The organism is Flaviflagellibacter deserti, from assembly GCF_042652085.1.
Taxonomy (GTDB): Bacteria; Pseudomonadota; Alphaproteobacteria; order Rhizobiales; family Methylopilaceae; genus Flaviflagellibacter; species Flaviflagellibacter deserti.
The window spans coordinates 448,685-468,976 of the sequence record NZ_JBHSJF010000008.1 but is presented as its reverse complement, the minus strand read 5'-3'; the positions used below and the strand labels follow the sequence as shown (position 1 = coordinate 468,976).

General features: G+C 64.8%; 20 protein-coding genes and 1 tRNA gene. 13 read left to right on the top strand and 8 right to left on the bottom strand.

Annotated features, from left to right (window positions below; all coding sequences use genetic code 11):
- Nucleotide 1: 1 nt before the first annotated feature.
- The 3 genes from ACFPFW_RS18045 to ACFPFW_RS18035 form a co-directional block, all read right to left on the bottom strand.
- Nucleotides 2–790: an ABC transporter ATP-binding protein gene (locus tag ACFPFW_RS18045; RefSeq protein WP_114958517.1), complete on the bottom strand. Its 789-nt coding sequence runs from the start codon at nucleotides 788–790 to the stop codon at nucleotides 2–4.
- A complete protein-coding gene (locus ACFPFW_RS18040) occupies nucleotides 790–1,680 on the bottom strand; it encodes an ABC transporter permease (protein ID WP_114958518.1) in 891 nt (296 codons plus the stop codon). The genes ACFPFW_RS18045 and ACFPFW_RS18040 overlap by 1 nt, the downstream gene beginning before the upstream one ends.
- A 74-nt stretch (nucleotides 1,681–1,754) precedes the next feature.
- The gene (locus ACFPFW_RS18035) at nucleotides 1,755–2,807 is read right to left on the bottom strand and encodes an ABC transporter substrate-binding protein (protein ID WP_114958519.1); all 1,053 of its coding nucleotides are present in this window, start codon (nucleotides 2,805–2,807) and stop codon (nucleotides 1,755–1,757) included.
- 324 nt (nucleotides 2,808–3,131) lie between these two features.
- Here ACFPFW_RS18035 and ACFPFW_RS18030 point away from each other — a divergent pair, with 324 nt between their 5' ends.
- From ACFPFW_RS18030 to ACFPFW_RS18020, 3 genes are all read left to right on the top strand, one after another.
- Nucleotides 3,132–3,854: a GntR family transcriptional regulator gene (locus ACFPFW_RS18030; protein ID WP_379771761.1), complete on the top strand. Its 723-nt coding sequence runs from the start codon at nucleotides 3,132–3,134 to the stop codon at nucleotides 3,852–3,854.
- A gap of 80 nt (nucleotides 3,855–3,934) precedes the next feature.
- Complete coding sequence (locus tag ACFPFW_RS18025) at nucleotides 3,935–4,708, top strand: aspartate/glutamate racemase family protein (RefSeq protein ID WP_114958520.1); 774 nt, start codon at nucleotides 3,935–3,937, stop codon at nucleotides 4,706–4,708.
- Between the two features lie 5 nt (nucleotides 4,709–4,713).
- On the top strand, nucleotides 4,714–5,412 hold the full coding sequence (locus ACFPFW_RS18020; RefSeq protein WP_162799792.1) for an aspartate/glutamate racemase family protein: 699 nt from the start codon (nucleotides 4,714–4,716) through the stop codon (nucleotides 5,410–5,412).
- A gap of 76 nt (nucleotides 5,413–5,488) precedes the next feature.
- Here the strand turns inward: ACFPFW_RS18020 and ACFPFW_RS18015 are convergent.
- The 4 genes from ACFPFW_RS18015 to hemC all read right to left on the bottom strand — a co-directional run bounded on the left by ACFPFW_RS18015 (nucleotide 5,489) and on the right by hemC (nucleotide 10,281).
- A tRNA-Thr gene (locus ACFPFW_RS18015) sits at nucleotides 5,489–5,564 on the bottom strand.
- Nucleotides 5,565–5,695: 131 nt separating this feature from the next.
- Entirely contained in the window at nucleotides 5,696–7,303 is a 1,608-nt protein-coding gene (locus ACFPFW_RS18010; protein ID WP_114958522.1) for a heme biosynthesis protein HemY, read from the bottom strand.
- Between the two features lie 3 nt (nucleotides 7,304–7,306).
- Nucleotides 7,307–9,346, bottom strand: a complete 2,040-nt coding sequence (locus ACFPFW_RS18005; RefSeq protein ID WP_114958523.1) for a uroporphyrinogen-III synthase — start codon at nucleotides 9,344–9,346, stop codon at nucleotides 7,307–7,309.
- Between the two features lie 2 nt (nucleotides 9,347–9,348).
- Complete coding sequence (gene hemC, locus ACFPFW_RS18000) at nucleotides 9,349–10,281, bottom strand: hydroxymethylbilane synthase (RefSeq protein ID WP_114958533.1); 933 nt, start codon at nucleotides 10,279–10,281, stop codon at nucleotides 9,349–9,351.
- A gap of 91 nt (nucleotides 10,282–10,372) precedes the next feature.
- Here hemC and tsaD point away from each other — a divergent pair, with 91 nt between their 5' ends.
- The 10 genes from tsaD (at nucleotide 10,373) to msrA (ending at nucleotide 19,555) form a co-directional block, all read left to right on the top strand.
- A complete protein-coding gene (gene tsaD / locus ACFPFW_RS17995) occupies nucleotides 10,373–11,428 on the top strand; it encodes a tRNA (adenosine(37)-N6)-threonylcarbamoyltransferase complex transferase subunit TsaD (protein WP_114958524.1) in 1,056 nt (351 codons plus the stop codon).
- The gene (locus ACFPFW_RS17990; protein ID WP_114958525.1) at nucleotides 11,425–12,405 is read left to right on the top strand and encodes an NAD(P)H-dependent glycerol-3-phosphate dehydrogenase; all 981 of its coding nucleotides are present in this window, start codon (nucleotides 11,425–11,427) and stop codon (nucleotides 12,403–12,405) included. The genes tsaD and ACFPFW_RS17990 overlap by 4 nt, the downstream gene beginning before the upstream one ends.
- Complete coding sequence (locus ACFPFW_RS17985) at nucleotides 12,405–12,824, top strand: EVE domain-containing protein (RefSeq protein ID WP_114958526.1); 420 nt, start codon at nucleotides 12,405–12,407, stop codon at nucleotides 12,822–12,824. The genes ACFPFW_RS17990 and ACFPFW_RS17985 overlap by 1 nt, the downstream gene beginning before the upstream one ends.
- A 318-nt stretch (nucleotides 12,825–13,142) precedes the next feature.
- Nucleotides 13,143–13,379, top strand: a complete 237-nt coding sequence (locus ACFPFW_RS17980) for an Lrp/AsnC ligand binding domain-containing protein (protein WP_114958527.1) — start codon at nucleotides 13,143–13,145, stop codon at nucleotides 13,377–13,379.
- Nucleotides 13,380–14,205: 826 nt separating this feature from the next.
- A complete protein-coding gene (locus ACFPFW_RS17975) occupies nucleotides 14,206–14,658 on the top strand; it encodes a hypothetical protein (RefSeq protein WP_379771757.1) in 453 nt (150 codons plus the stop codon).
- Between the two features lie 3 nt (nucleotides 14,659–14,661).
- Nucleotides 14,662–15,894, top strand: a complete 1,233-nt coding sequence (locus ACFPFW_RS17970; RefSeq protein WP_114957781.1) for an HlyD family secretion protein — start codon at nucleotides 14,662–14,664, stop codon at nucleotides 15,892–15,894.
- A 172-nt stretch (nucleotides 15,895–16,066) separates the two neighbouring features.
- Nucleotides 16,067–16,321, top strand: a complete 255-nt coding sequence (locus tag ACFPFW_RS17965) for a hypothetical protein (protein ID WP_162799735.1) — start codon at nucleotides 16,067–16,069, stop codon at nucleotides 16,319–16,321.
- A 165-nt stretch (nucleotides 16,322–16,486) separates the two neighbouring features.
- Complete coding sequence (acs, locus tag ACFPFW_RS17960; RefSeq protein ID WP_114957783.1) at nucleotides 16,487–18,439, top strand: acetate--CoA ligase; 1,953 nt, start codon at nucleotides 16,487–16,489, stop codon at nucleotides 18,437–18,439.
- Nucleotides 18,440–18,820 carry a YkvA family protein gene (locus tag ACFPFW_RS17955; RefSeq protein WP_114957784.1) on the top strand — a complete coding sequence of 127 codons (381 nt, stop codon included), beginning with the start codon at nucleotides 18,440–18,442 and terminating at the stop codon, nucleotides 18,818–18,820.
- Nucleotides 18,821–18,919: 99 nt separating this feature from the next.
- Entirely contained in the window at nucleotides 18,920–19,555 is a 636-nt protein-coding gene (gene msrA, locus ACFPFW_RS17950) for a peptide-methionine (S)-S-oxide reductase MsrA (protein WP_379771754.1), read from the top strand.
- On the opposite strand, the gene ACFPFW_RS17945 is transcribed toward msrA, so the two are convergent.
- Complete coding sequence (locus ACFPFW_RS17945; protein ID WP_114957785.1) at nucleotides 19,556–20,287, bottom strand: extensin-like domain-containing protein; 732 nt, start codon at nucleotides 20,285–20,287, stop codon at nucleotides 19,556–19,558.
- Nucleotides 20,288–20,292: the final 5 nt, after the last annotated feature.

Here is a 20,292-nt window from a genome sequence, read left to right as displayed (position 1 = left end):
GCTACCTCGTTTCCTGCTCGGCAAAGGCGCGGTCCACCTCGTCGGCCAGAAGCTCGGCGAACATGTCGCGGTATTCGTGGTAGCGCGGATCACGCGTCGGGCGCGGCCTCGGAAGATCGATCGGCACGATCGTCTTCACGCGGCCGGGACGTGACGTGAACACCACGACACGATCAGCCAGCGAAACCGCCTCGTCGATCGAATGCGTGACAAGGATGATCGAGGCCTTGCTGTCACGCCAGATCTGCAGAAGGAAGTCCTGCATCTTGGCGCGCGTCTGTACGTCGAGCGCGGCGAAGGGCTCGTCCATCATCAGGACGCTTGGGCGCATCGCCAGCGCCCGGGCACAGGCCGCGCGCTGGCGCATGCCGCCCGAAAGCTCGTCCGGCTTCTTGTCGAGCATGTCGCCGAGACCGACGGAACGCAGGATGTCGGCTGCCATCTCCTTGCGCTTTTGCGGCAGCACGCCCTGGATAGACAGGCCGAATGCGACATTGTCCGCGATCGTCAGCCAGGGAAAAAGCGAGGCTTCCTGGAAGATCAGGCCACGCTCGGCGGACGGTTCGGTGACGACCCTGCCGTTCTGCTCGATGACGCCGCCAGTCGTCTCCTCGAGACCGGCGATCATGTAGAGAAGGGTCGATTTTCCACAGCCGGATGGCCCGAGGAAAACGACGAACTCGCCCGGGGCGACATCGAGATCGAAATCGCGGAGGGCGATTACCGGGCTGCGCCCTTCAGGCATCCAGGTCTTGGAGACATTGCGGAGCGAGAGTGCCGGACGGGCCATCACATCGCTCCCTGTCCAGGAGGCACCCACCACAGCATCTTCTGCTGGATCTTGCGCAGCGCCCAATCGAAGGTGAATCCGAGTACGCCGATGATGACCATCGTGAAGAAGACGAGCTTCGCGTTGAAGGTCGCGCGCGCCATGCCGGTTATCTGGCCGAGGCCGATCCCGACGCCGACGCTCTCGGCGATCAGCACGACCATCCAGGCCGCGAAGAGATTGAGCCGCAGCGTCATGAAGAGGCTCGGGAGAATGGCCGGGAGGATGACGCGCCAGAAGGTTTGACGCTCGTTCGCGCCCATGATGCGGGCGACGTGCAGATAATTTTTCGGAACGCTCGCGATCTGGGCGACAGTCGCCAGCACGATCATGAAGAAGACGGTGACGAAGACGAGGAAGATGGCCGGAACGTCACCGACGCCAAAGACGAAGATCGCCACCGGAAGCCATGCGACAGGCGAGATCGGCGCTAGCATCAGGATGAGCGGCTGGACCAGATTCCGGAACATCCTGACGTAGTGAATGAGCGCCCCGCAGAGCACGCCGAGTGCGAAGCCGATCGACAGCCCCGCGACCACGCGGAACGTCGTCCAGCCGATCGTCGTGAGAAGCCCCATGATGGCGCTTCCACCACCCTGGCTACCGATCATCCGGGCCTTGTGATCGAAGAAGGTGAGCGTGCGGGCGATGTCCGAGAAGAACATATGGGGCGGCGGCAGGAGCAACGGATTGATGGCTCCAATCGCCCAGAGGGCCTCCCACATCCCGGCGAAGAGGCCGAGGGACACCAGGCTCCAGCCGATGGACGCCAGCATGCGGCGCGTGCCCGGCGACAGGGTCGGAACTCTTGCAGCCGGTTTGTCGTCTTGAGAGCCGACAGGAATACTCATCGTCACGTCCGTCTCCAACTTTTAGGGACTGGTGGCCGCGCCGCCGACATGCGGCGCGGCTGGAGGCGAAGAACTCAGGACTTGAGCTTGAGGCTGTCGTAGAGATCCTTGTTGTCGGCGATCACCTGCTCGAGGAAGCTCCAGTCGAAGGCTGCCTTGTCGGGCATCTTCTTGACGTAGCCGAGTTCCTTCATCGACTGGCCACGGTCGATGATGAACTGCGTCTGATTGCGCTGGTCGACGACGATCGGCTGCTTGTTGGAAGCGTTGATCGCTGCCTCCATCGTGGTCTTGTAGTAGGTGCCGACCGTGTCCTTCAGGGCGGTGTCCTTGTCCTTCTCGGCCTGTGACTGGGCGACCATGAGCGCCTTGATGATTGCCTTCACCGCCTTCGGGTTTTCCTCAAGCAGCGGAGTGCGGGCCGCGAGCACGCAGTCGGAGTAGCCGGCGCCGTAGAGATCGATGCCGTCGCTGAGGACCTTGGCGCCCGGCACGCTGGTGACGCACTGCGTCGCATAGGGCTCGATGTGGCAGATCGCGTCGACCGCGCCGGCGATGAACGCCTGGGCGAGCTCCGGCGAGGTGTTCATGTACTTGATCTGCACGTCGTCGAAGGTGAGGCCAGCCTTCTTCAGATAGTCGTAGGGCAGCACTTCGAGCGTGTCGGCCTGGAAGGTGCCGAAGCTCTTGCCCTTCAGGTCGGCCGCGGACTTGATGCCGTCCTTGGCGACGATGATGCACCCCTGCACGCCGCCACCGGCGATGATCTTCACCGGCGCGCCCGCGTCGTAGAGCGTCATGAAGTTCGAGTACGGGATCATCGAGATATCGACGAGGCCCGCGCCGAACATGGTCGTGATCTCGGTGTTCGACGGAGTGACGACGAATTCGAGGTCGACGCCATCGGCCTTGGCCAGTCCCCGCTCCTTGGCGAGGAAGATGCCCATATTGCAGAAGCCCGAGCCGTGGGTCGCCTTGATCGTGGTCGCGGCAAGCGCGGACGTCGGCGTGAGGAGTGCCGCGAGCGACGGCGGCAGGGCTACGGTCGCCGCAGTGGCGACCACGGAGGACTTGAGAAAATCACGCCGCGAAAAATTGCGGTAAAAGCTGCCATCACGATCGCACATTATCCCCTCCAGCCTCTTCGAGACCGAGTGGACCCCGTTGGGGATGATCCTCACCGTTGAGCCAGCGAGATGACGACGGCGGCTGCCGCGTCGACCTTCCGGGATCCCGACGATGGGCACGCCAACCCGAAAGAGCAAAGCTCTGCGCTTGCCGTCTAGCAGCAACAAGCGTGCCAACCGCAAATCGGCGTGCTGCTTATTTTCACTGGGCGAAATCGGATGGAATGCAATTTTAACAGTCAGATTGCATTCAATTTGCGCGTTCTGTCGGCTGGCGAGGTTTTTGCGTTGGAGCCGGTCAGGGCTGAACGGGGTATGTCAGGCATGGACCAACCGGGACTGAATTCGCGAGCGCGGCGCACGGCAGGCGCGACCTCGATGTCGCGACGAATTCCATTCGCCCAGCAGGTCGCCGACCGGCTCCGGGATTTGATCGTCAAGGGTGACCTGCCGCCAGGAGGGCGCATCATCGAACGCGCGGTCTGCGAACAATTGTCGGTATCCCGGACGCCGCTGCGCGAGGCGCTCAAACTGCTGGAGGCCGAGGGACTTGTCGAGATCTCCCAGAACAAGGGCGCCCGCATCATGTCGTTCACCCCGACGGAGGCGAGCAATTTGTTCGAGGTCATCGCCGGGCTTGAAAGCATGGCTGCGGAACTCGCCGTGGCCCGGCTCTCAGAGAATGATCTCGCCGGTCTGGAAGACATGCATGAACGCATGTGCGGGCATTATGAAAAGCGGGAGAAGGATGCCTATTTTGCGCTCAACAGCGCAATCCACGACACGATCGTGAAGGCGTCCGCCAATCCGGTGCTGATCGCCACACACGGCAATCTCATGCTCCGCGCACGCCGTGGACGCTACATGGCCATCATCGATCCCTTCCGCTGGAAAGAGTCAGTCGGCGAGCATGCGGCGGTCATGGAGGCCTTCCGCGCGAAGGACCCGGAAAAGGCCCGCTCCGTCTGGAAGCGTCACCTGCTCAGGACGGGCGAGACCGTCTACGGCGTGCTGACGGGGCAGATCGCCGGCGACGCCGCCGACTAAGTGCAACTAGAAACCGGATATTGCGTTCATTTTTTAGATGGCATGCAATTTGATTGGGCAGCATCAGGAGCGATGCGTCCATGAAAATCCTTCTTCTGAATCCCAATACATCGACCGGCATGACGGATCGGATGGTCGCGACAGCCGCTCCCTCGCTGGCGCCCGACACCGAACTCGTCGGCATAACCGCGACGCGCGGCTTTCCGTATATCGCCGGTCGTGCCGAGGCCTTGATCGCGGGCGCCATCGCGTTGGAAATGGTGGCCGAGCACAAGCGAGGCGCAGACGCAATCATCATCGCCGCTTTCGGCGACCCTGGCTTGATCGCCATCCGGGAATTGTTCGACGTGCCGGTCACGGGCATGGCGGAAGCCGCGATGCTGACCGCCTGCATGGCGGGCGGGCGTTTCGCCATCCTGACTTTCTCGCCCACCCTGTTGCCGTGGTACGAGGACGCGGTGATCTCGACCGGGCTTTCGGGTCGCTGCGCCGGCGTCCGCGTTCCGACATCCGGCTTCAAGTCGGTGGACTCGGTCCGGGAGGAACTCGAGGAAGACTTCGTCGCGCTGGCGGACCGCACGATCCGCGAAGACGGCGCGGACGCCATCATCCTCGCGGGCGCGCCACTGTCCGGCCTTGCCTTTCGCATCGCCGATCGCGTTTCGGTGCCGCTGATCGATCCATTATCGGCAGCCATCGGACAGGCCCAGACGCTTGCCCGGATGAGACCGCGCGCAGCCACCGCAGGTCGCTTTGCACGTCCCGGTCCAAAGCGGACAGCGGGACTGATGCCGGCCCTTGCGGACTGGATCGAGCATCGCGCCGTCGACGCCGCAGCCAAAGTCGAGCCGTGACAAAGATGGCTTCGCGCCGCCGTATCGTCGTACTCAACCCGAACACCAACGCCTCAACCACCGCCGCGATGGTCGCCCTCGCACGCCAGGCCTGTGGCGCCAATTTTGAAGTCGACGGCCGGACGGCTCCATTCGGGTCAAGCTTCATCATTGATCAGCAGGAATTGGAGACGTCCGCGACAGCGGTGTCGGAAATGGCGGCGCAAATCGCGGCCGAACGACCCCGCGAAACCGGACTTATCGTGGCCGCGTTCGGCGACCCTGGGCTGGAGGACGCCCGCCGCTCGTTCGCGGGACCTGTGGTGGGCATAGGTGAGGCTGGCCTGCTTGCGGGTGCCTTCGGCGGTCGGCCGTTCTCCATTGTGACCTCGACTGCGGGATTGGGCAGTCGCATAGAGAAAATGGCCGATAACCTCGGCTTGGCGGACCAGCTTCGGTCCGTTCGCCAAACGCCAAGTCACCCGTCACAACTTATCGGAAAGCCCGAACGTCTTTTCGCCGAGCTTTTGCTTGCCGCCAGGCAAGCCGTGTCCCTGGACGGCGCCCAGACCATTGTGATCGGCGGAGGACCGCTTGCGAGATTTGCGAAAGACATTGAACTCGAGTTGGGAGTGCCCGCGATCGATCCCGTTTCCGCGGCGGTAAAAAAGTTGATCTACCAGTGGTCCGACGGGCAGGCCATGCAACCCTGTCCGAGAATGTGACGAGAACCACTGCTGGGCACCGGCTCGCTTGAGTCGACGCTCGGCGGGAGAATCAAAGATAAGCTATTGAAATTAATGGTGCCGCTTGAGGGATTCGAACCCCCGACCCCCTCATTACGAATGAGGTGCTCTACCAGCTGAGCTAAAGCGGCGCCGTCGTGCGCCGAAGCGCGCCTTCTCGGCGAGAGGGGTGCTAGACGATACGGCGCCGAATGGCAAGCCGCAGCGCCGGGCAATCCGGCCCGAATGAGAAGGCCGCCAGATAATGGCGGCCTTTTATTGATCAGGCGCTAACGTTGCGACCGGCGGCGCGAATCGTCACCTCGTCCTGGTCGTCCGGGCCGGGATCGTCCGGAGACGGAATGGGCGGCAGGACGACGTCGACGGGCCGCTTGCGCTCGCGCGCCAACCCGGGCCTTGGAGCAGGTTTCGGTTCCGGCGCAGCCGGTTTGGGTTCCACCGGCTCAGGTTCGAGAACGGCATCGACCACGACGGGCTGAGCAACCGGCTCCGGCTGGACGACGGGCGTGACCACCGGCTCGTGCTCGACGATCGGCGCCTCGCTCGCCACGACTTCCGCATCGATCAAGGCACTGTCCGGTGCGGCCAGACTTTCGACCGGAACCGTCCATTCGAAGGCGTCGAGCCTGCCGGTCGCGGGCGAGAAGGGCTGCCAGGAATCCGAAATGATGCCGTCGGCGACCCAGGCCGGATCGCGCTTGGCCGCGACGGCGCGCGCGAGCCATGCCCGCGCCCGGCCGCGGTCGCCAAATTCGGCGTTCTCGATCTCGGCCATCAGCAGGCAGGTCCGTCGCGTCGGCCCGCGCTCGACCAGTGGCGCGAGAGCCTTGCGTGCCACTGTAAATTCGCGCGCATCGAGCGCCGCGCGGGCAAGGGCCAGCGCGCCTTCCGGATCACGCCCGGCTTTCTCAGCCAGGATGCGGCCGCGCTTCAGGCGATCGGCCGCGGCGTCGCCGGAGCGGAGGTAGAGATAGACCTCGGCGATGTTTGGATGCGGCTGCGCCTTCCAGCCCTTTTCGAGGAGCTTCTTCGCCTTGGTGAGATCGCCCTGCTCGGCGAGGAGCCGTCCGGCGAGCGCGACTGCCGGAACGAGGCTTGGGGCGAGGTTCGCGGCCTCGACCGCGACCGCGCGCGCGTCCTGAGGCTTGTCCTCGGCGAGGGCGAGAGCCTTCGCGGTCAGCAAGACAGCCCGCTCGCGCTTGGCATGGGCGCGGGTGGTTACATGGTTCGAGACATTGCGCTGGACAGTCTTGAGCGCGCCGTCCCAATCGCCGGTGCGGCTCTGGAGGTCGAGCAAAGCGGGGCCCGCCCACGGCACGTCCGGGTTCGCCTCGAGCGCCCGGTCAGCAAGCTTCAGCGCCTCGCGGTCATCGCCCCGACGTTTCGCCTCGACGAACAGACCGCGATAGCCGAGCGGCCGGGTTTCCGGCTGTTCGAGCATCGCCTTGAACGCGGCTTCGGCTTCCGGGCGATCGCCGTTCAGCTGGGCCGCCTGGGCGCGGAGGAGGAGAGTGAGTGGCTCGTCGCCGATCAGGCGTCGGGCTTCGCCGGCCGAGCGGCGCGCGCTCTTGCCGTCGCCGATGCCGATCGCCATCAGGCCGTGCGCCACTGCATTGAGGCCGCGCTTGCGGCGGCGGCCGCGCAGGAAATCAGACACCGCGTCCGGCGAATTGAAGATGAAGCGGACAAGCGACCAGAATAGGACGACGAGCGTGGTCAGAACGACAACGCCGAGCAGCGCCACCGGGACGCTGGTCTCGATCTGCCAGCCCTGCCAGACCAGAACCAGCGAGCCGGGGCGGTCGATCAGCCAGCCGACCCCGAAGGCGGCAAGGGCGATGATCGCCAGGAAAGCGAGGATGCGGATCATGATTTACTGCGTCTCCCCGCCAGCGGCGGCCAGTGCCTTCTCGCGAAGAGTATCGAGCGCGCGTTCCGCCGCAAGTCGGGCGCGCAAGGCGTCGGCCTCTTGCTGCGTCGCCTGCTTGGTCCGGGCGTCGAGCGAATCCCATTCACTGAGCGCCTCGTCGTAGGCGCCGCGCTGCAGTCGGAGCGACATCCGGTTGCGGATCGTCCAGGCGTCGTCGCCCACCGGCTCGTCCGCCTTGGTGTCGCCAGCCGGCTTGACCTTGACGAGGCCGCGCGCGCCGGACACCAGCCTGTCGATCACGCCCGCGGAGGGGGCGGGCGTCGGCGAGGGAGCGGCATCGAGCGCCTTTTCGAGACGCGCGCCAAGAACCGGCAGCGCCGGCAGTCCGTGCTCGGCACCTGTCTCCAAGGGGGCGAGGTCTACGCCCTGAACCTGCGAACGGACGGAACCGAGCAGGCTCGCATAAGGAATGCCGCGCTCGACCGCAGCCTCCAGCGAGGCGACCGTGGCAACAGCGGAGGCACGCCTTGCTGAAGCAAGCGCCTCTGCAATCGCCGGATCCGGCTCTTTCGTCTGGGCGAGCGCCGCCGCGATCTGATCGACACGGGCCGACAATTGGTTGAACGCGTCCTGCGACGGCCCGGACTGTACCTGGCTCAGTTCACCGAGCTTGGTGTCGATCGCCGCGATCCGGGCATCGAGCGCATCGAGACGAGAGGTATCGGCCGGCGCGGGAGCCGAACCGTCCGACGGGGCGGGAGCTGCCGGGCGGTTGGACAGGTCGGTCACTGTTTTCGACAGGTCGTCGACCTTGGCGGCGAGGGCGGGATCGGCCACAGGTGCCGGAGCCTGATCGATCGACTGGAGCTTCGATTCGATCGCGGTGAGCCGCGACCCGATCGCAGGGTCATCACCGTCGTTGAGACCCAGAAGATCGGCGCTGAGAAGGACCACGAAGCCAAGGATCGCGAGCACCGCGCCGATAAGGCCGGCGGCGACGAGCGTCAGAAGCCCGCTTCGCGGCTCGACGTCTCCCGCGAGGTCGTTCGATGGCGTGAGGGGTTCGTCCGGGGACGGCGCACCGGCCTGTTCGACAGACGCGGAATCGTCGGCAATGTCCTGCGGAGGCTCCACAGGCGCCTCGACAGTCGGCTCCGATTGCGGAGGAGCGATTTCCGTGGCCTCGAGATCGAGGACCTGGGGCTTCGGCTTCCCCGACCGTTTCGGCTTCTCGGGGATCTTCTCCGGCTCGTCCGGCTCGGCCATACCAGTCCTCTCTTCCTCTAACCCGTTCTTTTCTACTGCCGCCCCGTCAGCTTGACGAGACGACCCTTCTCCCTGCCCGAGAGCGACGAGAAGCGCATCCTCGTTCGGACCATCGGCGATCCGGATGAATGCCGCGTTGACCGCCCGGAGCGGTTCCGCGACCTCGGCCGAGAGGCAGACATGGATCGGCGCAACGGCCTCGGTCTGAAGACCGGCCTTTTCCGCCAGAATCAGGAACGTCCCGGCCGAGCGCCTCGAATAGTGAAGCACGGCTCCGATCGAACCATTCTTCAACGCGGTTCTCGTCTCCTTGGATAACGAGTCGCTCGCCGTGGCACGATAGACCACGAGTGTTTCGACGCTGTGTCCCGACGGCGCGATCTCGGTCTCGATGTCGGCGGAGCGATCCTCGCCGGCGATATGAAGCAGCCTCAATGGCGTCTTCTCGTCGCCCAGAACCGAGACGAGACCCGCGACGTCAGGGCATTCGATCCTCGGAACCCCAAACCCCATGGCTCGCGCGGACGCGGTCGTCCGCGAACCGACCGTCCATATCGGCAGCGCCAGAAGCTTGGGAAGGTCGGCATGGTCGCGGATCGCCCGGACCGCATTGGAGCTGGTGAAAATCACGCCGTCCAATTGGCCGCCGACGAGCCTGGCCGGGGGGAAGAAGTCGAGCGTCAGGACCGGATCGACCGACGGCTCATGCCCGAGCGCGCGCAGCCTCGCCGCCGTCCGTTCGGCGGGATGCACTGGGCGGGTGACGAGGACCCGCATATTCAGACGGCCCCGACTGCGATGATGCCCGGAGGAACCTGCGCGAGCAGGTCCTCGCCGACCAGGCGGCCAATTTTCTCTGCATCCGATACCGGACCGCGCGCTTCGGCGCGCCAGATCGCCTTGCCTTCCGGCTCGACGACCAACCCCCGGAGATGAAGCACGTCGCCATCCATAACGGTGAGACCGGCGATCGGCGTACGGCACGAGCCGTCGAGGACGGCAAGCATTGCCCGCTCGGCCGCGAGCGCGGTCGATGTTGGACCGTGATCGATGGCGGCTACCGCCTCGGCGGTCCGGGTGTCATCCGTCCGGATTTCAATAGCCACGGCCCCCTGCCCGATCGCCGGGAGGAAAATACCGGGATCCAGCACTTCAGTGGCGTGATTCTGCAGTCCGAGCCGTGTCAGCCCCGCCAGAGCAAGCAAAGTCGCATGCATTTCCCCTGCCTCCACGCGGCGCAATCGCGTCTCGACATTGCCGCGCAAAAGGACGGTTTTGAGGTCGGGCCGAAGATGTTTGAGCAGAGCGGCGCGGCGAACCGAAGCAGTGCCGACCACCGCGCCATAGGGAAGCGAATCGAGCGTGCGGTAACCGGGCGCCACCAGCGCGTCACGAACGTCCGCGCGCGGCAGGCAGGCCGCGAGCCTGAGCCCTTGCGGCAGGAATGTCGGAACGTCCTTCGCCGAATGAACCGCGAGATCGATCCGGCGATCGAGCAGCGCTTCCTCGATTTCCTTGGTGAACAGGCCTTTACCGCCGACATCGGCGAGCGGCCGGTCACGGACCTGGTCGCCGGTCGTCTTGATGACGACGATCTCGATTTCGTCGAGCAGGACGTGGTGCGCGGCGGCGAGCGCCTGCTGCGTGGCGTGGGCCTGCCAGAGCGCGAGCGGACTGCCGCGCGTACCGATTCTAAGGAAAGCGGACGACATCTGATCTGGGAACATTGTGGTTTGAGGTTCGGCGAGATTATAGGGTGACACGCCATCTCGAAACCTCGCAGATGCACTAAGCGGACATCCAATGCGCGTTCTCGGCATCGAGACCACTTGCGACGAGACTGCCGCCTCCGTGGTGGAACGGGGCGAGGACGGCTCCGCGCGCATTCTTTCGAACGTCGTTCTGTCGCAGGTGAAGAAGCACGCGGCCTATGGCGGGGTCGTGCCTGAGATCGCCTCCCGAGCCCATATCGATGCGATCGACCGAGTCGTCGCGCAGGCCTTGACTGACGCCGAGACCGATATCTCGGACATCGACGGCGTCTCGGCAGCCGCGGGACCGGGGCTGATCGGCGGGGTGATCGTCGGACTGACCACCGCGAAGGCATTGGCATTCGCGGCCGGAAAGCCGTTCCTCGCGGTGAACCATCTCGAGGGTCATGCGCTCACGGCGCGACTGACCGACGGGGTCGAGTTTCCCTATCTGCTGCTCCTCGTTTCCGGCGGCCATTCGCAATTGCTCGCTGTCGAGGGCGTCGGGAAATATCGTCGCCTCGGCACGACCATCGACGACGCCATCGGCGAGGCGTTCGACAAGGTCGCCAAGCTGCTCGGGCTCGGCTATCCGGGAGGACCGCAGGTGGAGAAGGCCGCCGAGAGCGGCGATTCCAGCCGCTTCAACTTCCCGCGGCCGATGATCGGCCGCGCAGAACCAAATTTCTCACTGGCGGGTCTCAAGACGGCCGTTCGGATCGAAGCCGAGAAGATCGCCCCCTTGTCCGATCGCGACATCGCCGATCTCTGCGCCAGTTTCCAGGCGGCGGTGATCGACATGGTGCTCGACCGGGTCCGGGTCGCGCTGCAGATGTTCAAGGCGCAGTTCGGCCATCCGTCCGCGCTTGTCGTCGCAGGCGGCGTGGCGGCGAACGCCGCGCTGCGCGGCGGGCTTGAGCGCATGTCGGAGCATTTCCGCGTGAAACTGGTCGCGCCGCCGCTCGATCTCTGCGGTGACAATGGCGCGATGATCGCCTGGGCCGGCGCCGAGCGTCTGGCGCTGGGACTGACCGACCCGCTCGACACCGCGCCACGTGCTCGCTGGCCGCTCGACGAGAAGTCCGCTTTGCCGGGAGCCCGCGCATGACGACGTTCTCGACGATCGGCGTCCTCGGAGCGGGCGCTTGGGGAACCGCGCTCGCCAATGCGGCAGCGCGTGCCGGGCGCGAGGTCGTGCTCTGGGATATCGATGCGGGCCATATCGCGACACTCTCCGAGACGCGCACCAATGCCGCTTATCTGCCGGGTGTCGATCTCGAGCCTGCTGTCCGACCTATCGCCGCAATTGCGGACATCGTCGATGCGGACGCCGTCCTGATGGTCGTGCCGGCGCAGGCGATGAGCGCCGCCGCGGAGAATGCCGCGATCCATCTGCGTCCGGGCGCGCCGGTTATTTCCTGCGCCAAGGGGATCGAACGCGGCAGCCTGCAATTCATGTCGCAGATCCTGCGCGCCGTGCTGCCGGACAATCCGGCGGCCGTGCTGTCCGGTCCGAGCTTCGCGGCGGATGTCGCGCGCGGACTGCCGACGGCAGTGACGATCGCGGCCGACGACGAATGGCTGGCGGCGGACCTCGCCGCCAGCCTCGCCTCGCCGGGCCTGCGGCTCTACCACTCGGACGACGTGCTCGGCGTCGAGATCGGCGGCGCGGCGAAGAATGTTCTGGCCATCGGCGCCGGCATCGCGGCGGGGCGCGGGCTGGGAGCCAGTGCGGGCGCTGCCCTGATTGCTCGCGGCTTCGCGGAGCTGCGCCGTCTCGGCAGCGCGCTCGGCGCGAAGCCGGAGACGCTGATGGGGTTGTCCGGTCTCGGCGATCTCGTCCTGACTGCCACGACCACGCAGTCGCGCAATTTCTCATATGGCCAGGCGATCGGCCGGGGTGAGACACCGCCCGACAAGCTGGCCGAGGGCGCGTTCACCGCGCAGGCTCTGGTCGCTCTCGGCGAGAAGCACGATGTCGAACTGCCGATCGCGAAGGCTGTCCGCGATGTGCTGGAGCGGGCGATCTCGGTCGGCGAGGCGGTCGAGGAATTGTTGGCGCGTCCACTGAAGGCGGAGGTTTGATGCGTTACTGGCTGTTCAAGTCCGAGCCGGACGTTTTTTCGTTCGAGATGCTGAAGGCAAAGGGCAAGGCCGGACAGGAATGGGACGGGGTCCGCAATTATCTTGCCCGCAACAATATGCGGGCGATGGAGCTCGGCGACCTCGGCTTCTTCTACCATTCGAACGCGACCAAGGATGTCGTAGGGATCGTCGAGGTCTGCAAGCTGGCGCATCCGGATTCGACCGACGACAGCGGCCAGTGGGAATGCGTCGACATCCGCGCGGTGAAGCCGGTGCCGAAGCCGGTCACGCTCGCGACGGTGAAGGCGACGCCCTCGCTCGCCAAGATGGCGCTCGTCACCTCGATGCGGCTCTCGGTCCAGCCCGTGACCGAGGACGAATGGAAGATCGTTTGCGAAATGGGCGGCGTCACCCCTTGAAACCCGGGTTCGCCCACCCATCTTAGCCGGACCAATCAGACAGCGAGGCGTCGCCGCCGGTCGAAAGACCGATGATAAGGCGATGCGACCGGACGGACGGATGTACTCCTCCGGTCCACTCCGGCCGTGCCTAGGAACGGCCTACTGATTGGCAAGGATTTGCCCAGGCCCGTAGTTGGTCGTGAGTGTGTGCTCGAAGGAGCGCGCGCCCGATCGCCGGAGCCTGGGCATTTCATTTTCTGGCCCCAGCTTGTTCAGACCCCAGCTTGCAACGACCGGTGCTTTTCGCCAGTTTGGCGCCGCTGTTGGAGGTCTCCCGTGATCGCGTTCTTCGTCCAGATCAAATGCCAGCTCGGCAAGAGCTACGAGGTTGCGGGCGAACTGGCCGACGCCGAGATCGCGTCCGAGATCTATTCGACCGCGGGCGACTACGACCTCCTCGTGAAGTTCTACGTGCCGGCCGACACCGATGTCGGTCATTTCGTGAACGAGAAGGTCCAGAAGGTGCCCGGTATCCAGGACACGCGGACGATCATCACGTTCAAGGCGTTTTGAGGCTTCCTTCTCCTGCGAAGCGGGAGAGCGTCGAGTCGCGGTCACGCGACCGGGGTGAGGGCAAGCACGATGCTCGCGACTGCTCACATGCCCTCACCCGCTCGCTTCGCGAGTCGGTCTCTCCCGTAAACGGGAGAGGCATAAGTCCGGACACACGTCAGCGCTCCGTGGCTCGAAGTATCTTCGCGCTGGCCCGCTTCCTTCGCGGCCAAAATCCTCGTCGCGTCCTCATTGGAGGGATGCGCGGGACGTCGGGAGATCGACCTCTCCCGGGGCGGTCTGGCCTGATGAATTGAAGGGCCAAACCAGTTGTTTTGCTCACCTCGGGAAGACGCTCTCGCGACGTCCCGCGCGCGGTGTGCTTGGCTTGCTGCACATCGCCCCCGGAGGCTTAGCTTTCTAGCCTCCGCTGGCGGGTGCCCGCTCTCCCTGGGCGGTCGGTTTCCGCCGGAACGGGAGAGGCCGATGGACACCCTAGTGACGGGAGTCTAACCCGCCGGGACCACATGCCTTGGGCCTCCGGATCACGGTCGCGAACCTCGACCCGGCCACCGCACTCCCGATCCGCCACAACGACGCCTCGCGATGACGCCCTCCGTGACCGGAAGTGCGGGAAGACAACCACAGTATAGGAATAAAGTCAATATATTTCCTCCTCATCCTGAGCCGGGCACGCAGTGGCCGTGTCGGAGGATGGTCACGGGCTCGGAGTGTGCGGCCCTCCTTCTGAATGGGCGGAAGCCCTACCCGCCGTCGTTCAGCGCTGGCAGGCGCGACACCCGGTGCTATAGTCATCGCAAGAAAAAGCCCGAACGAGAGGCTGAACATGGCCGTGTCGCTCAATCCCGCAGCACCCCATCATCTGCCGGCCTTTATCACCGAGCCGGGCGGGACAGATGTCCTCATGGTCGTCGCCGCGACCCTCCTCTTGATTGCCGTGATGGCTGTCGGCGTTCTGTTCCTGCGACTGCACACATTGCCCGAGCGCATCGCTCACAAATCCAAGAAACTGCAGTTCGAGATCGTCGCGGTGCTCGGCCTCCTCGCTTTGTTCACACACATGCATATCTTCTGGGTAGCCGGCCTGCTGCTCGCGCTGATCGACCTCCCCGATTTCGGCGGGCCGCTCGGCAGGATGGCGGGATCGCTGGAGAAGATCGCCGGAGTTGCGCCGGGCAAGGGCGCCGACGACGTGCCCGACGATCCGGCCGCGCCGACTCCCGAAGAGCGCGAGCCGACCCTGACGCCGCAGCTTGCTAAGGCCGTAGCCGAGAGGTGAGCCATGCTTGAGCTTCTCCTCTGCTCGCTGCTGACGATCCTCCCAGACTATGTCTACCGCCGCTATGTACAGGGTAAGCGGATCGGCCGGGAGATCACTCTCTATTCGGTGTTCTTTGAGCTCAGATGGGGCATCACCGCCTGCCTGATACTGACGGTCGGGCTGATCACGGTGATCTTCTACAATCATCCCTCCACCACCAGCGCGACCCTGTTCTACCGGACGGTGCCCATCGTTCCCGAAGCGAACGGGCGCGTCGCCGAGGTCTACGTGGAATTGAGCGGCGACATCAAACAGGGCGACCCGATCTTCAGATTGGACAGCACGACCCAGGAAGCCGCGGCGGAGGCCGCACGCCGCAAGATCGCCGAAGTGGATGCTGCTTTGGTGGTGGCCCGATCCGACATCGCCGCAGCGGAAGGAAAGATCCAGGAGGCTATGAGCGCTCACCGGCAGGCATTGGACGAGCTCGAAACGAAGCAGGAGCTGAACCGGCGGAACGCCTCCATCGTCGCGGCGCGCGAGATCGAAAAACTCCAGAACACGGTGGATGGCCGGAAGGCCGCCATCTCCTCCGCGACGGCCGCAAAAGAATCCGCCGAGGCACGGATTTCCACTCTGTTACCAGCGGAGAAGGCCAGCGCCGAAGCCGCGCTGGCCCAGGCCGAGGTGGAACTGAAGAAGACCGTCGTCCGAGCCGGCGTGAACGGACGGGTCGAGCAATTCACCCTGCGTGTCGGCGACGTGGTCAATCCGTTCATGCGTCCCGCCGGCGTTCTGATCCCGGAGGGAGCGGGCCGAAGAGCGATAACGGCGGGCTTCGGGCAGATCGAGGCGCAGGTGATGAAGGTCGGCATGGTGGCCGAGGTCACCTGCATCTCAAAGCCGTGGACGGTCATCCCGATGGTCGTGACGCAGGTGCAGGACTTCATCGCCGCCGGTCAGTTCCGCGGCGGCGAGCAATTGGTCGATCCGCAGCAGGTGGTGCGGCCGGGAACAATCCTGGTGTTCCTCGAACCGCTCTATGAGGGCGGGCTTGAGGGCGTGACGCCCGGCAGCAGCTGCATCGCCAACGCCTATACCAGCAATCATGACCTGATCGCCTCCGAGGATACCGGCGCGTTTCGTGGACTGGTTCTTCACGCGGTGGACGCGGTGGGCATCGTCCATGCCATAATCCTTCGCCTGCAGGCGCTGATACTGCCGATTCAGACGCTGGTCTTCAGCGGCCACTGATCGGGCCGCCGGGGCTGGCGCGATTTCGAAGCCAGTCCGCGTGGCGATACCGAAAGCGTAGGCCCCGGCAAGGACGGGCATGTGGCGCTCACCGTAGGTCCATTTCATTCGCGGCCGGGCGAGAGCGGATTCAAGAGCTCCCTCGTCCCTGAGACCCGTCGAGCCACCACCCATGCTCGGCGATCTGGCGTTTCGTGAACGGCCCGGATCATCGCCGGATGAAGCCATGGAGGCTCCTGCTCATCCGTCATTTCGCGAGAGCACGGAGCACATCCCGGTCCTCTCGCATGACTTCTTCAGCCGCTTCGAGCTGCCTGGCGACTTCTTCATCATAGGCCGTGATGAGATAGCCGTCCTTCGTCTCCGTCAGGAACAGGCGGTCCCCCTTGGACGCGCGGAGATGTTCGAGAACGGCTTTCAGCAATAGACCGCCGCAGAATTGCCGAGCGTGGTGATCTTGAGAGTTTGCATCGCGAAACCTCCTTCACGCATATGACGAACAAGCCGTCGAGCTTGCTTACCCCCCGGCCAATCTCATAATTTGACTGATGAAGAAGACCCGGACGGACCGGGCTCGTGTGGAGGAAGTTGCATGTCCGAGATCCATCCGGTCACCAAGGACTGGGCGGAGCGCGCCTGGGTCGATGATGCCGAATACAAGGCGCTCTATGCGCGCTCGGTCTCGGATCCAGACGGCTTCTGGGGCGAGACGGGCAAGAGGCTCGACTGGATCAAGCCGTTCACCAAGGTGAAAAACACCTCGTTCGCGCCGGGCAATGTCTCGATCAAATGGTACGAGGACGGCACGCTGAACGTCGCCGCGAACTGCGTCGACCGCCACCTCGCCAAGCGCGGCGACCAGACCGCCATCATCTTCGAGGCAGACGATCCGAACGAACCGTCACGCCATATCACCTATCGCGAGCTTCACACCGAGGTCTGCCGCTTCGCAAACGTGCTGAAGGCGCAGGGCGTCAAGCGCGGCGACCGCGTCACGATCTACATGCCCATGATCCCGGAAGCGGGCTATGCGATGCTGGCCTGCGCGCGCATCGGCGCGGTGCATTCGGTGGTCTTCGGCGGCTTCTCGCCGGATTCGATCGCCGGGCGCATCACCGACTGCACGTCGGAATATGTCATCACCGCCGATGAGGGCGTGCGCGGCGGACGCAAGATCCCGCTGAAGGCGAATATCGATGCCGCGCTCGAGAAATGCTCTGGCGTGAAATCGGTCGTGGTCGTGAAGCGGACCGGCGCCGACGTGCCGATGAAGCCCGGCCGCGACGTCTGGTTCGACGAGACGGCCAAGGGCGTCTCGACGGACTGCCCGGTCGAGGAGATGGGCGCGGAAGATCCGCTGTTCATCCTCTACACGTCGGGCTCGACCGGGAAGCCGAAGGGCGTGCTGCACACGACGGGCGGCTATCTCGTCTATGCCAGCTACACCCACCAGATGTCGTTCGATTACCATGACGGTGACATCTACTGGTGCACGGCCGATGTCGGCTGGGTGACCGGCCATTCCTACGTGCTCTACGGCCCGTTGGCGAACGGCGCGACGACCCTGATGTTCGAGGGCGTGCCGAACTGGCCGAGCGTGTCGCGCTGCTGGGAAGTCGTCGACAAGCACAAGGTCAACATCTTCTATACCGCACCGACTGCGATCCGGGCGCTGATGGGCGCGGGCGACGAGCCGGTGAAGAAGACCTCGCGGGCAAGCCTGAAATTGCTCGCGACCGTCGGCGAGCCGATCAATCCGGAAGCCTGGGAATGGTACTACCGCGTTGTCGGCGACAGTCGTTGCCCGGTGATCGACACCTGGTGGCAGACCGAGACCGGCGGCCACATGATCACGCCGCTCCCCGGCGCGACGCCGCTGAAGCCGGGCTCGGCGACGCAACCGTTCTTCGGCGTGAAGCCGGAACTGGTCGATTCCGACGGCAAGGTTCTCGAGGGCGCGGCCTCCGGAAATCTCGTCATCACCGACAGCTGGCCCGGTCAGATGCGCACCGTCTACGGAGACCACAAGCGGTTCGAGGAAACCTATTTCTCGACCTACAAGGGCAAGTACTTCACCGGCGACGGCTGCCGCCGCGACGAGGACGGCTATTACTGGATCACCGGCCGCGTCGACGACGTGCTGAACGTCTCCGGCCACCGCCTCGGCACCGCCGAAGTCGAGAGCGCGCTGGTCGCCCACCCCAAGGTCTCGGAATCGGCCGTCGTCGGCTATCCGCACGCGATGAAGGGCCAGGGCATCTACGCCTATGTGACCCTGATGAGCGGTGAGGTCGCCTCGGAGGAACTCCGCAAGGAACTGATCCTGTGGGTGAGGAAGGAGATCGGCCCGATCGCCTCGCCCGACGTGATCCAGTTCGCTCCCGGCCTGCCGAAGACGCGATCGGGCAAGATCATGCGCCGCATCCTGAGGAAGATCGCCGAGGACGACTTCACCAATCTCGGCGACACCTCGACGCTCGCCGATCCCGCCGTGGTGACCGACCTCGTCGACAACCGCCAGAACAAGAAACAGGCGGCGGAATAAATGTGGGCGCGCCTCAAGAACTGGGCGCGTCTTCTCCGCCGCGATGCGACGGCGCTCTGGCTCGCGGCGCGCGATCCTCGCGTGCCGTTCTCGGTGAAGGCACTGGCGGCACTGGTCGCCGCCTATGCGCTGTCGCCGATCGACCTGATCCCCGACTTCATCCCGGTCCTCGGCTATCTCGACGAGGTTATCCTACTGCCGATCGCGATTGCCGGTCTGTCGCGGCTGATCGATCCCGCGATCATGGCCGAGCATCGCGCGACCGCCGAGACGCTCGCGACCCGGCCCGTCAGCTTCGCCGGGGCAGCCATGATCGCCGGCATCTGGACGCTGGTGGCCGTCGCACTAAGCGCTATGCTCTGGAAAGCATTTCAAAATTGATCACGCCGAGTTGACGCGCGCTGGAGGGTTCCGGCGTCCAAACGCCATAATCAGGCGTATCTCATGCGTCCCGCGCACATCGCGTCCGGAGTGATGCCCATGCACATCCACTTGATCGTCGGCGCCGTCCTGAGTGCACTTTCAATCGCAGGAGGGGCGAGCCTGTTCCAGGCTCGCGCGGAAGACCCCGACGATGACGGACGACCAGCGGTCGCCACCTTCGCGGGTGGCTGCTTCTGGTCAATCGAGAAAGCGTTCGACGGACAGCCGGGCGTCATTTCGGCGGTGTCGGGCTTCATGGGCGGGAAGACCGAGAACCCGACCTACAACGAGGTCGTGCGCGGCAAGACGGGCCATCTCGAAGCCGTGCAGGTGACATACGACCCGAAGAAGATCACGTACGACAAGCTGCTCGACATCTATTGGCACGACATCGACCCGACCAATGATTACGGGCAGTTCTGCGATTTCGGCGACCAGTACCGCACGGCGGTGTTCGTCGAGGGCGACGCGCAGAAGCGATTGGCGGAAACGTCGAAGATCGAAGTCGGCAAGGACCTGAACCAGACGGTGACGACCGAAATCCGCCCGGCGAGCCTCTTCACGCCCGCCGGCCCGGAACATCAGGATTTCGCCAAGACCAATCCCGGCCATTACCAAGCCTATCTGATCGGCTGCCAGCGCGAGGCGCGGCTTCGCGCGGTCTGGGGCGAGAAGGCCCATGCCGGGCTCTGATCAGCGGCAGGCCATCCAGCGCCCCATGTCGAGATGCAAATGATCGGCGTGCGCCCTGTTGTAATCGGGCGAGAGAACCACGCGGAACAAGCCGCAGGCGCCATCGCGTATCGCCCTGAGAAAGCGCCCCTGCTCGCCTGACTCCCAGCCGCGCCTGACGGTAATCGCCGGACCTCCCTGCAGCGTGATCCCCGCGACGTCGATGGCGTTGGCCGTCGCGTGCTGGCTGCGGCGGGCGTCCTCGCGATTGTAGACGTTGCGGCAGGAATAGGTGCCGTAGGTCTCGACCGAGGCGACGCGCTTGCCGAAGACGCGCTGCGCTTCCGGTTGCAGGACGTGCCGCTCCCACATCACGAGCGCGACCGCTGCCGGACAGCGCAGCACGACGGCCCCGCCATAGGACACGCCGGAGCGGGAAATGGATATGCCGTCGGGATAGCCGCAGCCGTTGTCGATCGGACGCGGCGAGAGGGCGAAAGAAAGATTGTCGGCGCGGGCGAGCGCGGCCACGCAGCGCTCGGGAAAGGCGCGCATCAATTGGAGCTGGAGCCCGGTGACGATGTTCGGCGGCGCGGAGGGGTTCAGCGGCGCGTGGCGGTCGATATAGACGAAGCCGACAACCACTATGAGGAACAATGCTGTCAGGAGGCGGAGGACGATCGAGCCCGGATTGGGAGACCGCCACCGTTTCGGAGGCGGTCTCTGTATTGTTGGCTTGGCCTGGTCGCTCATCGCGA